The 14,742-nt window shown below is 65.8% G+C and carries 11 protein-coding genes; 1 reads left to right on the top strand and 10 read right to left on the bottom strand.

Annotation, left to right across the window (positions count from 1 at the left end):
* Window positions 1-107 precede the first annotated feature (107 nt).
* The 10 genes from VZC37_RS21930 to VZC37_RS21885 all read right to left on the bottom strand — a co-directional run bounded on the left by VZC37_RS21930 (window position 108) and on the right by VZC37_RS21885 (window position 13,051).
* On the bottom strand, window positions 108-803 hold the full coding sequence (locus VZC37_RS21930; RefSeq protein WP_330435757.1) for a dienelactone hydrolase family protein: 696 nt from the start codon (window positions 801-803) through the stop codon (window positions 108-110).
* Between the two features lie 45 nt (window positions 804-848).
* Complete coding sequence (locus tag VZC37_RS21925; protein ID WP_330435755.1) at window positions 849-2,534, bottom strand: AMP-binding protein; 1,686 nt, start codon at window positions 2,532-2,534, stop codon at window positions 849-851.
* Between the two features lie 111 nt (window positions 2,535-2,645).
* Window positions 2,646-3,419, bottom strand: coding sequence for an enoyl-CoA hydratase/isomerase family protein (locus VZC37_RS21920; RefSeq protein ID WP_330435753.1), 774 nt, complete (start codon window positions 3,417-3,419; stop codon window positions 2,646-2,648).
* Window positions 3,420-3,563: 144 nt separating this feature from the next.
* A complete protein-coding gene (locus tag VZC37_RS21915) occupies window positions 3,564-4,352 on the bottom strand; it encodes a FadR/GntR family transcriptional regulator (RefSeq protein ID WP_330435751.1) in 789 nt (262 codons plus the stop codon).
* A 200-nt stretch (window positions 4,353-4,552) separates the two neighbouring features.
* Window positions 4,553-6,052 (bottom strand): aldehyde dehydrogenase, encoded by a 1,500-nt coding sequence (locus VZC37_RS21910; RefSeq protein ID WP_330435750.1) that lies wholly within the window; start codon window positions 6,050-6,052, stop codon window positions 4,553-4,555.
* 103 nt (window positions 6,053-6,155) lie between these two features.
* On the bottom strand, window positions 6,156-7,199 hold the full coding sequence (locus VZC37_RS21905; RefSeq protein ID WP_330435748.1) for an ABC transporter permease: 1,044 nt from the start codon (window positions 7,197-7,199) through the stop codon (window positions 6,156-6,158).
* A 6-nt stretch (window positions 7,200-7,205) separates the two neighbouring features.
* Entirely contained in the window at window positions 7,206-8,837 is a 1,632-nt protein-coding gene (locus tag VZC37_RS21900; protein WP_330435746.1) for a sugar ABC transporter ATP-binding protein, read from the bottom strand.
* 62 nt (window positions 8,838-8,899) lie between these two features.
* On the bottom strand, window positions 8,900-10,000 hold the full coding sequence (locus tag VZC37_RS21895; RefSeq protein WP_330435744.1) for a sugar ABC transporter substrate-binding protein: 1,101 nt from the start codon (window positions 9,998-10,000) through the stop codon (window positions 8,900-8,902).
* Between the two features lie 405 nt (window positions 10,001-10,405).
* Window positions 10,406-11,083 (bottom strand): TetR/AcrR family transcriptional regulator, encoded by a 678-nt coding sequence (locus tag VZC37_RS21890; protein ID WP_330435742.1) that lies wholly within the window; start codon window positions 11,081-11,083, stop codon window positions 10,406-10,408.
* Between the two features lie 39 nt (window positions 11,084-11,122).
* The gene (locus tag VZC37_RS21885) at window positions 11,123-13,051 is read right to left on the bottom strand and encodes a YhgE/Pip domain-containing protein (protein ID WP_330435740.1); all 1,929 of its coding nucleotides are present in this window, start codon (window positions 13,049-13,051) and stop codon (window positions 11,123-11,125) included.
* Window positions 13,052-13,373: 322 nt separating this feature from the next.
* On the opposite strand from VZC37_RS21885, the gene VZC37_RS21880 reads away from it, so the two are divergent.
* Window positions 13,374-14,714 (top strand): lipase family protein, encoded by a 1,341-nt coding sequence (locus tag VZC37_RS21880; protein ID WP_330435738.1) that lies wholly within the window; start codon window positions 13,374-13,376, stop codon window positions 14,712-14,714.
* Window positions 14,715-14,742 lie beyond the last annotated feature (28 nt).

Genomic DNA, 14,742 nt, shown 5'->3' with positions numbered 1-14,742 from the left:
TCACAGGAAATGCTAGACATCGCAACCCCTCGTCTACTTGAGTTCGATAAGTGAACTGTCCGACAATACCGGCGCACAGAAGACTGCCAGAACTACGACTGATTCGCTCAGCCGAGGTGCTTGCGGAGGTGATCGAGAGTCCGTGACCAGGCCGCTTCGGCCGAGTCGCGGTGATAGGCAGTCGGTCGCTGATCGTTGTGAAAAGCGTGCCCGGCCGGGTAGTAGAAGAACTCCACCGGCCCGGTCCCCTCGTCGCGGATCTGCCGCTCCTGCTCGCGAGCGCGCTCCACCGGATAGCTCGTGTCGAGTTCGCCGTAATGGCCCTGCACCGCCGCGGACAGCGTGCGGTAGTTGTCCGGGACCGCCGGGCCGACGCCGTAGAACGGTACGGCGGCACCGACCTTGTCACCGCCGAGTGCGGCGAGCTGCAGGACGAATCCCCCACCCATGCAGAAGCCGACGACGCCTACGGTGCTCGACGTGACATCGGGGTCGGCGAGCAACGCGTCGACGCTGCCGAGCAGGTCGGCGGCCGCCTGCTCCACCGGCAGCCCGGACATCAACCGGCCGGCCTCCTCGGCATCGTGCGCCACCCGCCCGCCGTACAGGTCGGGCGCGAGCGCGACGAACCCCTCTGCGGCGAACCGATCGGTGATGTCGGCGATGTGGTCGGTGAGACCCCACCACTCCTGGATCACGATGACACCCGGCCCTAGATCCCCCGCTGGCTTCCGCAGATAACCGAACGCTTCTCTGCCATTGCTCGCAAATGTGACGTTCTGTCGAATGTTGAACTCCGGCATCGATTCTCCTCCCGCTGAGGTCGCCTCCGATCGTCTACGGAGACGTCAGCCGACCATGTCCTTGATCTTGAACTTCTGAATCTTGCCGCTCGGGGTGGTCGGCAGTTCCGGGACCACCACGACGAGTTCGGGCAGGTAGTGCTTCGACAGTCCTGCCGACAGCAAGAACTCGGACAGGGCGGCGACGTCGAGTTCAGGACGGCCGTCCTTGACAACCACTGCGGCGCAGATCCGTTCGCCGAGGCGTTCGTCGGGGATGCCGACGAGCGCGACGTTGACCACGTCGGGGTGCTCGAAGATCACCGACTCGACATCTGTCACCGGGATGTTCTCACCACCGCGGATGATGATGTCCTTGGTGCGGCCCTTCAGCGAGACCCAGCCGGCCTCGTCGACGCTGGCCTGGTCCCCGGTACGGAACCACAGCCCGGGCAGGAACGCGTCCTCGGTGGCATCGCGACGGTCGTAGTACCCGTAGAGGAACCCCGGACCGCGGATGACCATCTCACCGACCGCCCCGGCCGGGAGGTCGGCGCCCGTTTCGTCGATGATCCGTACTTCCGAGCCGTCGAACACCGATCCATCGGTGCGCTGGATCGCATCCGGTTGCACCGGGGTGCACGAGGTGACGATGCTGCACTCGGTCATCCCCCAGGCGGGACTGACGTAGGCGCCGAGCGCCTTGCTCGCCCGTTCCGGGAGAGTGCGCGGGACCGGCGCACCGGCGATCACCAGGCAGGTGAGCGGGCAATCCGGATCGCCGGCCAAATCCGTTCGCATCATGTCCTGCAGGAAGGTCGGGGCACCGAAGAACGTGGTCACACCCTCGTCGCGGATCACCTGTGTCCCCCACTTCGGGTCCCAGCGATCGACGTGGACACCCGTGCCCTTGAGGAGCACGGTGAACACGACTCCCCAGATGAAACCGGTGTGGTGACCGACCGGCGAGGCGACCAGCTGGACCATCGGATCCCCGTAGACGGCGGGTCCGACATGCTCGGCCTGACGACGTGCCGAGTAGATCAGCGACTCGTGCCCATGCATCGCACCTTTGGGTTCACCGGTGGTTCCCGAAGTGAATCCGAGGTAGCAGATCCGGCCCGGATCCACCTCGGGCAGTGCATGATCGGCGACATCGTCATGAGACCGCCACAGCGACTCACCGTCGCCGAGGTCGCTGCCGTCATCGTCGAGGACGAGCACGTGCTCGATCGTCGGGATCTGTGCGCGCAACGTGCGGGACAGCTCGAGGTGATGGGTACTGCGCCAGCTCCGCGGGATGACCAGCACCTTGGCCTTGGAGCGTCGCAGAATGGCGGCGGTCTGCAATTCGCCGTAGGCGACCGGGATTCCGGTGTAGATCGCACCGGCCTCGAGCACCCCGAACATGAGCTCCGGGTACTCGACCCAGTTCGGCAGCATGATCGCGACCGCGTCACCCGGTCCGACGCCGAGCGATGCGAACACCGTGGCGGCGTGGCGTGCTCCGCTCTCGAACTCGGCATACGTCCGCGTCAACCGTTCGCCGGTACTGAGTCGCCCGACGAGCGCGACCCGATCCGGGTGTGTCTTCGCGGCGGCGGTGAGAAGGGAACCGATCGTCCGCCCCTCCCACCACCCCTCATCGCGGTACCGGGTGGCCGTCGCCTCATCCAGCAGCGTGAACTGTCCGTCGATCAGCGACTCCAGGGACGGCGTCGCGGAGGGTGTGTCAGACGATGCGATCGTCATGCTGCGACCTCTCTGTCAGGGGAGTGTGGTGGGAGACCGCGACGCACGGCGGCGGGGGACAACCGTGCGTCGCGGCCGTCTGGTTGCGATCCCGTCAAGGTCGCAGGCGCGTCACTGTCGCGCCGCGGCCCACTCGGTATGCAGTCGTTTGGTGTCGGAGCTCTGCTTGAGCGAGTAGGACCGGAAGCGGTCGGCCGCCGACATCGCTTCGGCACTCATATCCCATCCGGTCACCAGCGCGTTCTTCGACACCAGGAGGCTCTCGGGCGGGAGACTCAACAATTGCTGGATGACCTCGTCGACCGTCTTGCTCAACGAGGCGGCATCGGGCTCGACGCCCTGCACGAGTCCGGCGGAGAGCGCCTCGTCGGCAGTCATGGTCGAACCCAGCATGATCATCCGCATCGCTCGACCCTGGCCGATGTGCCGGGCCAGCCGAACGGTGGTGCCGTAGGGCGGAACCAGCCCAAGGCTCACCTGCGTCAGTTTGAACGCCGCGCTCTGGGATGCGTAGACGAGATCGGAGAACAACGCCAGTTGCAACCCGCCACCGATCGCCCAGCCGTTGACCTCACTCACGATGACCTGCGGACAGCGCTGCATCATGTCCCACACGCCGGGCTGGCCCTCGAGGAACTCACCGAGACCGGCGAAGTCGTGGGTCTCGGACTCCTTGAGATCCGCACCCGCACAGAAGGCCTTCTCACCAGCCGCGGTCAGATGGATGACCCGGATGGTGCGATCCTCAGACAGATCCAGGAACGCCCGCCGCAACTCCTTCTGGAGTTCTCTGTCGAGACTGTTGAGGCGGCGGGGACGGTTGAGCGTCACCCGCGCGAGGCCGTCCTTCTTCTCGACCAGCAAGACCGGTTCGTCGGTGGTCATGATTCTCCTTCACGTGAACGCCTGGTCCCGGCATGTCAAAGCTCTTGCCCACAACTTAACATCGCTGTGAATGTCAGGCAATAGCCGAGTGTTGCCCAGGCCACGGGGGAACGCCCTCGCCGGTCTCGATCACACGGCGTGCGGCTACCCGGTCTCTGCAGGTTCGTCGCCGGCCGACGCCGCCTTGATGTGCGCGCGCAGGTAGGTCAGATGCGCCGCGATCGCCTCTTCCGCCGCCTGTGCGTTGCCCGCCTCGATCTCGTGGACGATGCGCTGGTGCTGGACCACGGTCTCCCGACCGACGTCCGGCGACAGATCCAGATAGCTCACGGGCTCCGACTCGCTGTGCAACGCGTAGACCAACGACGCCAGAACGCGATTGCCCGACATCCGTGCGATCGCGGTGTGGAACTGCGCGTCCAGTTGCGGAACCTCGTCGGAGTCGACCGAGAGCCTCTTCTGCTTCTCGACGATCGCCCGCAACTCCGCAACGTCGTCAGCAGTTCGGTTCGCCGCCGCGAGCGCAGCCGACGGAACCTCGAGCAGCTGCCGGACGGCTGCGACCTCGTCGAAGTTCAACGTGCCGAGCCGGATCAGGTTGTGCATCGATTCCTGCACCACCTCGCCCAGCGAGTGGTGGTCCACGGTCTGTACGAAACTGCCCCCACCGGCGCCCGGTGTCTTGCGGATCAGGCCCTGGCTCTCGAGTGCCGACAGCGCCTCGCGGATCGTCGGACGGCTCACGCTGAACTGGCGCGCCAGTTCACTCTCCGCCGGCAACCGCTCCCCCGTGCGCAATCGCCCCTCGAGCACCGCCTGGCGCAGGGCATCCTCCACCTGCTGCCGAGGTCTCAGTACCCGCTGCCCGATCTGCTTGCCCCCGCTGCCCATGGCCCCGCCCCATTCCTTCCGAATCATCGTCGGTTTCGACACGGAGTAACAAATCACTCCATTTGTCAAATGTAGGGCATCGGCGCCGTGAACGGCCATAACCAGCGCACGGCAATTCTGGCCGTCACGCCCCCGTCCGCCAGCTCGAGAACCGAGCGCTTGACCACCGGTTGCATGACCTGCCATCGGAAACGTGTGCCCCGACGCCGGCGGGCGTCGGGGCACACGGCCTGGTCAGCGGGTCATGCCTGGAAGTCCTGGGGGACCGCGTCCAGGATCATCGTCTTGGTCTCCAGGTACGGAAGCAGCCCTTCGCGACCGCCTTCGCGGCCGACTCCCGACTGCTTGAATCCGCCGAACGCCATTCCGAAGTCCATTCGGAAGGCGTTGTGGCCCACGGTGCCCGATCGAAGCTGTCGTCCGACCGCACGAGCCTTCTCCACGTCCTCCGTGAAGACCGACGCGTTGAGTCCGTAGATGGTGTCGTTGGCGGTTCGGACGGCAGCGGCCTCGTCCTCCACCGGAATCACGCAGAGCACCGGACCGAATATCTCATCCTGTGCGATGGCCGAGGCATTGTCGACGTTGCCGAACACGGTCGGCTCGACGAACCAACCGCGGTCGAGGTCGGCCGGCCGGCCTCCTCCCGTCGCCAGCGTCGCGCCATCGGCCTTCCCGCGCGCGATGTAGTCGAGAACGCGCTCCCGTTGACGTTGTGCGACAAGCGGGCCCATCTGGGACTGCGTGTCGAACGCGTCGCCGACACGGACCTGCGCGAAGGTCGACGCCAGCGATTCGAGGAGTTCGTCATGCCGCTTGCGACTCACCACGATCCGCGTGAGTGACGCGCAGACCTGACCGGACAGGAAGCACTCCGAGCCCGACAATTCGGCAGAGGCAGAGGCGATGTCGGCGTCATCGAGCACGACCGCCGCCGATTTGCCGCCGAGTTCGAGTGTGTAGCGACCGATCCGATCACCCATGATGGACGCGATCTTCCGGCCTGCGGCAGTCGACCCCGTGAACGACACCTTGTCGATCCGCGGATCCCGTACGAGGGCCTCGGATGCCTCCCGGTCGGCGGTCACCACGTTGAGCACACCCGGCGGCAGGCCGACCGACTCGGCGATCTCGGCCACGAGATACGCGACGCCCGGGCCGTCGGGAGCCGCTTTGAGCACGACGGTACAACCGGCGATCAGGGCGGGAGCGACCTTGAACGCGATCTGTGCGCTGGGCCCGTTCCACGGGATGATCGCTGCGACAACACCGACCGGCTCCCGGACCAACATGCCGAACGACCCGCCCGCGGTGGGCGCCATCGGCTCCTCGAACGGGAAGCTCTCGGCCTGGTCTGCGTAGAAGTCCCACACGTCGGGGATTCCTGCGAGTTCGGACTGGGCGAGGCTGTAGAGCACGCCGGACTCGCGCGGCCAGATCTGGCTCGCCTCGCCCAGGCGCTTGCGGAACCCTTCCCCGATCGCGCGGAGGTAGCCGGCCCGCTCGGCGTGGGTCATCCGAGGCCACGGACCGTCGTCGAACGCCGCGCGCGCTGCAGCGGCTGCCCGCGCCACGTCCGCCTCCTGGGCCTCGGCCACCGTCAGGAACAGTTCCTCGGTCGACGGGTCGTGCACATCGAACGTCGCCGTCGTCGACGGTTTCACCCACTCGCCACCGATGTAGAAACGGTCGAGATTCTTCAGATCGACGTCGGTCCGGGCGGTTTCGGTGGTGATGCTCATGTTCTGTCCTTCGTGCCGTTGGTTGTTGCGGACATTGACGGATTGGACGCGTGACGGACTGACGTGATCGCCGTCGGCGGGTCGCCGCCCGCCGGTGTCCCGATCATGCCGAGGACCGTCCGCGCCGCGCCAGCGAATCGATCGAAACGGCGATCAGGAAGATGCCGCCGGTCATCAGCAGCTGCGCGGACGTGTCGAGGGCCAGTGAGCTCAGCAGATTGGTGACCGTGCCCCAGATCAGGATGCCCGTCACGGTGCGCCACACCGAGCCTTCACCACCCAGCAGGGAGGTACCGCCGATGATGACGATCGCGATGGCATCCAGCGCCACGGTGGACCCGATGTTGGCCTGGCCGACACCTGTCTTCGAGGCGATGAGCATACCGGCGACGGCGGCGCACACACCGGTGATCACGAAGGTGCTGATCTTGATCCAGCGCACTCGCATACCCGCGAGGCGGGCCGCCTCTTCGTTGCCTCCGACGGCGTACAGCGAGCGGCCGTACGGGGTCCGCGCCAGGATGATGCCTGCCACCAGGACAAGGGCCGCGAGCAGGTAGATCGATATCCAGATCCCGCCCCATTGGCCTGTGCCGAGCGCGGAGAAGCCCGGGTTCTCGCTCACCACCGGTGTGGAGTTCGAATACAGGTATGTCACACCGCTGATCAATGATGCCGTCGCGAGGGTGGCGATGAGCGGGTTCACCTTGATGAAGGTGATGACGAAGCCGTTGCACAGACCGCAGACGACTGCGAGCAGCACCGTCGCGACGAACGCGACCCACAGGGGCATGGAGTTCGAGAAGCTCGCATAGAAGACCGCCGCGCCGGCGAAGATCGCGGCGACCGACAGGTCGAATCCGCGGGCGATGATCACGTAGGTCATGCCGACCGCGACGATGCCCACGGGTGCGACCTGATCGAGCAGGTTGTTCAGGTTGCCGGGCGAGAGGAAGCCGGGGTACAGGATCGCCGACACCACGACGAGCAGGAGCAGAACCAGCACCATCCCGTGGCGGACGAGCAGGTTTCGGGCAGCCGCCATGAGCGGCGATTTCCCGGAGGATCGTTGATCACCCGGCGGAGTGGCGGAGACCCGCTCGTTGACGGGTGGCGCTTCTAGTGGCGCGACATTCGGTTGATTCATGGTGGATCATCCTTGGTTGGACGAGGACGGGGTGGGTGCGGTGCCGGCATGGGCCGCCACCGGTTCGGCGGAGTTGAACGCGAGATGCAGGATGTCCGAGGTGCGGACGGGCTGGTCATCGGTGCGGTGCAGTACGCCGGACATTCGCCCTTCGGACAGCACGATCACCCGGTCGCTGATCGCCGCGACCTCTTCGAGTTCCGATGACACGATGACGATCCCGACGCCGGCCGCGGCCATCGCCTCGAGCGACTTGAGGATCTCGGCCTTGGCGCCGACGTCGATGCCCCGGGTCGGTTCGTCGGCGAGCAGGACGCGCGGACGCACATAGCTCCAGCGCGCCAACAGCAGCTTCTGCTGGTTGCCGCCCGACAGTTGTCCCGCAGCGGCGTCGAGTCGCTTGGACGAGAACCCGAAAGAGGTCGCCTCGTTCTCGGTGACCGCACGAATGCTCTTGTCGGTCAACATGCCTCGCCGGGTTGCGCCCCGCAGGTTACTGAGCGCGATGTTCTCCATCGCACTCATGGACATGACGAGTCCCTGCGATTTGCGGTCTTCGGGAATCATGGCGATCCCGTGCTTGAGCGCGCGCCGGACGGTGCGCGGCCACGCGACCTCGTCGCCGTCGAGCCAGAGCCGACCACTGGACCGCTCCTCGACCCCGGCGAGCGCACGTAGCAACGTGGTGCGGCCCGATCCGACCAACCCGCCGATCCCGACGATCTCGCCGGGATGCACCTCGATCTCGAGGTCGGTGACCGCATCGGGCACGGTGACCTCCCGGGCCGCGAGCAGTGGCGTCCCGCGCTGTTTGCCCTGGTCATCGGACGTGGCAGCCGCACTGGACTGTTCGATGTCCTCCACGAGTTCGTCGACGATCTCGTGCAACACCCGATCGTCGGCGGTGTCGCCGAGCATCGCGTTGACCAGCAGCCTCTTCGTGAACTCCGACCTCGGTCGGGTGGTCGTCACCTCCCCGTCCCGGAACACCGTGATGGTGTCCGACAGGTTCAGCACCTCGTCGAGGTTGTGGGTGACCAGGACCAGGGTCGCGCCCTCCTCGCGCAGGGTCTGCATCAATCGGAACAGCGCCTCCCGCTCGGGCTCGGCGAGCGCGGCCGTCGGCTCGTCGAAGAGGATGATCCGGGCCTCGCTGACGACGGCCCGCAGGATCTCGAGAATCTGCTGCTCGGCCACCGACAGTTTCGACGCGGGTGTCCGAGCCGGCGCCGGAGCGATTCCGAAGCGCTCGCACATCTCGACGTATCGGGCCCGCATGTCGCGGTCTGCGAGCATTCCGCGACGACTCAGATCCTGACCGAGGAAGACGTTCGCCTCCGCGGTCAGGGTGGGCACGATCGTCAGTTCCTGGTAGATCGCGACGACACCCGCCTTGCGGCACGCCCGGGGATCGCCGTAGCGCAGTTCGTTCCCCTCGACCTCGACCCGGCCACTCGTCGGCGCGATCCGGCCGGCGACGATGCCGAGAGTGGTCGATTTGCCGGCTCCGTTCTCGCCGACGAATGCATGCACAGATCCGGTGGCCACCGTGAGGCTGACCTGGTTGAGGGCCCTCATGGGACCGAAGTCCATACAGACATCGGTGATCTCAATGGCGGGACTGTCCTTGTCAGACATGTGTTCTCACCTTCCCGGGGGCTTTGGCGCCGATGCGGACGGTTTGGCGGACATGTCGCTCCTCAGTACTCCGGGGTGAAGGTGTCGACGTTTTCCTTGGTGACGTACTTCGGATCACTCACCGGACCGATCCATGGCTGCAGGTTGCTGACGACCTCGTCGACCTCCTGCCCGTTCTGCGCGTCCACGATGGACTGGACAGACCGCTTGGCGGTCGTGATCGGGTTGTAGGGCAGGGTGAACTGAACGTTGCCGGCCTTGATCTGGTCGATCGTGTATTGCGACCCGCCGACGTCACCGACGGGAATCTTGCCGGCCAGTCCGAGCGACTCGAGGGCGTTGATGACACCCCGGGTGAGGTCCGGCGAGTACGCCGACATGATCAGCGAGATGTCCTTGTTCGCCTTCAGGTAGTTGAGCGTGGCGTTGTAGCCGCCCTGCGTCGTGTAGTCCGTGTACAGGTAGGACTGGACGTCGAACTCGGGATGGTCCTTCGCATAGTTCTCGAGTCCCTTCTGGGAGACCTGCGTGCTCGTCGCCACCTGGGGCCCGACCACCGCGAGAACCTTCTGCGGGCCCGGGTTGTACTGACCGCCGGCCTTGGCCCAGGCGGTCAGGTACTCGACGGTCGAGTCGCCGCCGACGTAGGTGAGGGTGCCCGGTGCATAGAGCTCGTCGCCTTCGTTGAAGACGCGTCCGCAGATCTGCAGAGTGGCGTCGACGACGAGGACGTTCGCCTGCGGCAATGTCTTGGTCAGCTGATTGCACACCGGGCGACCGTCGACGGCCACCACGATTGCGGCGTCGTAGTTCTTGTTGGTGGCGGCGGTCTGCAACTGGTTGAGCTGGGTGTTGATGTCCCAGCCGGCGTCGAGCACAGACACCTGCGCACCGATGGCCTCACCCTCGGCCTGCACCGTCTTGGAGAAGTTCTGCGTCCACTGATCGGTGAGGCCGTTCATGAAGACGCCGATGCGCAGTTCCCCTTCGGGCAGGTTGACCGTCATGCCATCACCGACATCCACGGGGACGGTGTTTCCGGTCCCGACGCTGCCCCCAGCACCACACCCGCTGACTCCGGCGGCCAGAGCAGCGACCGCCGCGACGCTCATCAGCGCCCGCTTGCCGGACACCCGCGGACGGGGGCGTGCCCAGTTCTTCATCGTGAATCCCTTTCGTTTCGGTATCGCGAAGCCCGTGGTTCCGGATCGGCCGGCGCGACGGTCCACGTGTCAGTAACGCTGTTCACAAGGGTCGTCGACCCTTTGTGACCGCAGTCACCGTACTTGCTGATTGATGAACTGCTTGGCATCTGTCTGACAATGTGATGCAAGTAACTCCAACATACCGACTGCATACTGTCAAGAGTTCTCGTCCGACCGCGACGAGCAGCAACAACGCGACGACCTCCGCGGCCATCCGGGAAAGGTCGAGAGAGAATCGACAGCGCCCACCGAGGGGCCGCCACCCCGACTCTTTTGACGGTGCGCACATCAGCGCCGGTGAGACCCCGGGCACCATGCAACAAGGCAGGTTTCGGATCGATCCCGGGTGCTACCGAAGGGAGGTCAGCGGCCCGGCGTAGTCGAGGATGGGGCGGCCGGGCGCACATGCGGCGTGGCCAGAATCCCGTTGATCGCACCCTCCACCGCAGCCGTGTAGTAGGCGAGCACCCGGGTGCGCGAGATCCGCGGGTTGCTCAGCCACCATCGACACAGTTGCTCCCCGATCCCGGAGAGGGCATAACTGATCGCCATCAACGCCTCCCGACGAACATCGGGAGCATACGGCCGGAGCGAGTTCGCGATCGCGGTGATCGTGCCCTTGCGCAGGGCGGTCAGTTCGTCGGCCAGATCGCCGCGAAGGCTCGCCGAGGTGGTGAAGAGCAATCCCCACCGCTGCGGGTTCGTGGCAACGAGATCGAGATAGACAGCACCGCCGGCCTCGATCCTGGACCTCCAGTCGTCACTCGGAGTCGCGACCTTCTCTAGGATCGCCGCTTCGAACTGGGCGCGTGCCCGACGCACACACGCGATGAACACCTGGTCCTTGGTTCCGTGGTGTTGGTACACGATCGCCCGGCTGACGCCTGCAGCCTGGGCGATGTTGTCCACGGTCACGCCCTCGTAGCCGTGCTCACTGAACAACATCTCGGCCATGTCGAGGAGTTGGGTCTCGCGCTGCGGCCCGGTGAGGCGTTCTCGAGGTCGGCGGGGCCGCTGCGGGCCGCTATCGGACGCCGTCATGCCACGATCGTATCCGTCGGGTCCCGGCAGCCGCCGGACTCATCTCACCGGGTCCGGAACATTCTCCGCTCCACCGAATTCCACAGACTCGTCGGCAACGTCGCGATCCTCGCCCCCGCCACGCGTGCGGGTGAGGAACATGAGCAGCATGAACGCCGCCACTCCGATCAGCGCGACGACCAACGTCGAGGACCAGAAACCCGGCGCTCCGTTGAACGCTGCGATCATGCTGTCGCGCACGTATGTCATCGGACTGATCGGATGGAGCCACCCGAACGGCGCGGGTACGGTCTCGACCATCCACACACCGCCGTAGGAAAACACCTGCAACATCAACCACGACAGTGAGGCCAGCGCTCCGGCGGCGTAGCCGAGGACCGTGAACAGCACTGCGAACACCGCCACATTCATCAGCGTGGCAACCACTGTCGCGACGACCACCTCGCCCAATGACGCCGGATCCGGCGTCGGCGACAGGAGATTCCACACCGCTACCGCAATCACGCCAACGGCGACCACACTGACACCGCCGGCCGTCAGGGCGCGTCGCACCAACGACGCCCTGTCGGGCGCCTGCTCGCGTCCACGCACGAAGCGCGCGCCGCGGAAGCACATCAGCACGACGACGGCGATCAGGGCCGAGCCGATGATCAGGAAGGTGGGTGCGCCACCCGGACCGGCGAACTGTGCGCGTGCGACGTTGACCGTCTCGGTCTCCACCGGGGTGCTGACCAGTTCTGCCAAACTCTGTTGCTGGGCTTGATCTCCCAGGTCCGGCACCTGCTCGGCGCCCTCGGTCAGGCCGTCGGCCAGGGCCTGCGCGCCGTCGTCGACCTGATCGGTTCCGTCCTGTAGCCGCGTCGCCCCGGCCGCCAGTTCCGATGTGCCGGAGCTCAGCTCGTTCATACCCTGCGCCAGCTCGCCACTTCCGGTGTTCAGCTGTCGGCCCCCGGCCACGAGTCGGTCGACCCCGGAACGGTAGGCCGCCGACGGGTCATTGAGTTCCGTCGCGATCTGCCTGCTGCCGGACTGCAGGCGCGACAACCCGTCGAGGAGTTCGTCGACTGTCGCGAGGTTCCGATCGAGCGGCGTAACCGCCTGGGCTGCAGGACTGCCCGGCGGAACCGTGGAACGGAGGTTCGCTATCGCCGATCGCAGCGAGGCGATATCCACTCGCCCGACGAGCTGTTCGATTCCATCGGCGACCTGGTCGGCCCCCGACCCGAGGCGGTCGGTGCCGCCCTGAAGGGTCACCAGCCCCTCCGACAGCTCACCGGCGCCGGCTGCGAGTTGCTGCGAACCCGCTGTGGCCCGCTGCACTCCGGGCGCGAGCTGCGTGACGATCCCGGTGGTCAGTTCATCGACGCCGTCGGAGAGCTGTTGGGTTCCCGCGTGCAGACGCACCGATCCGTCGGCGGCCTCCTGCAGGCCGCCGCCCAGTTCTCCGACCCCGTCGAGCACGGTGCCGACGGTGGTCGCCGAAACACCCTCGAGCACGGCCGCACTGATCTTGCCCATGGCGGCCGCGCCGATACTGGATGCCTTGATGTTGTTGTTGTCATTGAACGTCACGGTGATCAGGGCAGGCGCAACCGAGGTGTCGCCGATCCCGGCGAGGGTACTGCTGAAGTCCTCGGGGATCTCGAGCACGAAGTAGTAGTCGCCGGCCGCGAGACCCGACATCGCCTGTGCGCGCTCCACGGGGCGGAAGTCCAACGCGCCGGTTTCCAGCAAGTTGTTGGTGACATCCTCGCCGGCCGAGATGCGTGAGTCCGCCTCCCCCACCGCGATGTCCGCGTTGACCACGGCCACCGGCAGCCGATCGACCTTCTTGGTCGGGTCCCACATGATCCACATGTAGAGGGCGGACACGACCAAGGGGACCGTCACGACGACCGCGACGATCACCCGCGCCAGGCGCGAGCGTTGCAGCAATGAACGAGAGATCTGCGGGGGTGTTTCTGACAACGTGCCATCCTGCCGACATGGGTGAACTGCTGTGGACGCCGGCCGCCCAGAGGAGTGGCCGGAGTCACGCCGGATCGTAGACCTACTCGCAAGTAACTGACAAGTTGCAAGTAACACACCGACAGTTTCCTGTTCAGGGCGTTCCCGTGCCGGCAAAAGTCTCACCATGGGGGCATCAGTGACTTGACGCACACCTGACCGATGTGCCTGAATGGTCGAGAATCCGGCCACGGTGCGGGCGGAAGATCTCCCGCCCGTGCCCTCCCAGAAAGACAGGTGCCGTGTGTCGCCACGTCTCGGTTGTCTCCGATTCGCGCGCTCGATGAGGTCCGGGAACGCAGTCGCCAGACGCACGCCTGCGCCCGTCCTCGCCGCAACGCTCGCAGCGATTGCCATCAGCGCGGCGGGCGGAGTCACGGATGCGTCCGCAACACCGCAGACACCGTTCTACGTCGCCCCCGCGGAGATCCCGGCCGAACCCGGATCGATCATCCGAACCGAGTCGATGCCCGCATTCCTGACCGTTCCGCGCAGCGCCGACACCGCTTCACCCCGCGATGCCGTCTGGCCTGGCACGGCACAACGAATCCTGTACACATCCCTCACCCAGGAGGGCACTCCGACGGCGGTGTCGGGGACGTTCCTCGAACCGTCCGGACCCTGGCGCGGCAAGGGTGCTGCACCCGTCGTCGTCATCGGCCCCGGTGCCATCGGGCAGGGCGATCACTGCGCGCCATCGCTCGCCTTCAGCACCGGCGGATACATTCCGGAACATGACCCAATGTCCTTCTCACCCAACCAAGAAGCGGCATCCGCGGCATACTGGAGTGCACTGGGCGCGAAAGTCGTGGTGACCGACTACGTCGGAATGGGCACGCCCGGAATCCACACCTACACCAACCGCATCGAGTACGGGCGTGCGATCCTCGATGCAGGTCGCGCCGCGATCCGCGTGTCCCGCAGCGCCTCCGACACACCAATGGTCCTGTGGGGATACTCCCAGGGCGGTGGCGCCACCGCGTCCGCCGCCGAGCTGCAACCGACCTACTCTCCCGAGCTGAACATCAAGGGCGCGTGGGCGGGGGCGCCGCCCGCGGATTTGGTCGACGTCCTCGCCGAGATCGACGGCGCATTGATCGGCGGCGTGATCGGGTGGGCGGTCAACAGCATCGTTGCTCACTACCCTGAGCTGAAATCCGATCTGCAGGAGAAGATCACGCCGACGGGGAAACAGCTGCTGGAGACGATGAGCAACGAGTGCATCGGCGATGTCATCAGTCGGCACGCGTTCTTCCGCACCGAATCGATCATGCGAGACGGGCGATCACTGCTCGACAATGTCCGGTCCACCCCGGAGTCGATGAAGGTCTTCGTCGAGCAACGCATCGGGAACATCGCCCCGGAGATCCCCGTGTTGGTGACGAGCGGCCGCAATGACGACTCGGTGCCCTACGGACAGGTACGTGAGATGGCTTCCGATTGGTGCGACCGCGGTGCCACAGTCGATTTCCGCACCAACGAGCTCCCACCCATCCTGCCCGGCGCCACCCTGCCGAACCATTTCGGCCCACAGCTGATCGACGGCTACAGCCCCGATGGTGCCATCCAGTTCCTGCTGGATCGCCTCGACGACAAACCGATTCATGGATGTTCGATGTCGTGATCTGAGTCCGCCCGTACGTCCCCGAATC

The organism is Gordonia sesuvii (assembly GCF_036350415.1).
Lineage (GTDB): Bacteria > Actinomycetota > Actinomycetes > Mycobacteriales > Mycobacteriaceae > Gordonia > Gordonia sesuvii.
The sequence above is the reverse complement of the archived record's forward strand: the minus strand, read 5'-3'. Positions and strand labels throughout refer to the sequence as shown.

What these genes read in the sequence shown, in the direction of transcription:
- VZC37_RS21905 (WP_330435748.1), bottom strand. Translation starts at nt 7,199, where the DNA reads ATGAATCAACCGAATGTCGCGCCACTAGAAGCGCCACCCGTCAACGAG.
- VZC37_RS21900 (WP_330435746.1), bottom strand. Translation starts at nt 8,837, where the DNA reads ATGTCTGACAAGGACAGTCCCGCCATTGAGATCACCGATGTCTGTATG.
- VZC37_RS21910 (WP_330435750.1), bottom strand. Translation starts at nt 6,052, where the DNA reads ATGAGCATCACCACCGAAACCGCCCGGACCGACGTCGATCTGAAGAAT.
- VZC37_RS21880 (WP_330435738.1), top strand. Translation starts at nt 13,374, where the DNA reads ATGAGGTCCGGGAACGCAGTCGCCAGACGCACGCCTGCGCCCGTCCTC.
- VZC37_RS21920 (WP_330435753.1), bottom strand. Translation starts at nt 3,419, where the DNA reads ATGACCACCGACGAACCGGTCTTGCTGGTCGAGAAGAAGGACGGCCTC.
- VZC37_RS21895 (WP_330435744.1), bottom strand. Translation starts at nt 10,000, where the DNA reads ATGAAGAACTGGGCACGCCCCCGTCCGCGGGTGTCCGGCAAGCGGGCG.
- VZC37_RS21890 (WP_330435742.1), bottom strand. Translation starts at nt 11,083, where the DNA reads ATGACGGCGTCCGATAGCGGCCCGCAGCGGCCCCGCCGACCTCGAGAA.
- VZC37_RS21925 (WP_330435755.1), bottom strand. Translation starts at nt 2,534, where the DNA reads ATGACGATCGCATCGTCTGACACACCCTCCGCGACGCCGTCCCTGGAG.
- VZC37_RS21930 (WP_330435757.1), bottom strand. Translation starts at nt 803, where the DNA reads ATGCCGGAGTTCAACATTCGACAGAACGTCACATTTGCGAGCAATGGC.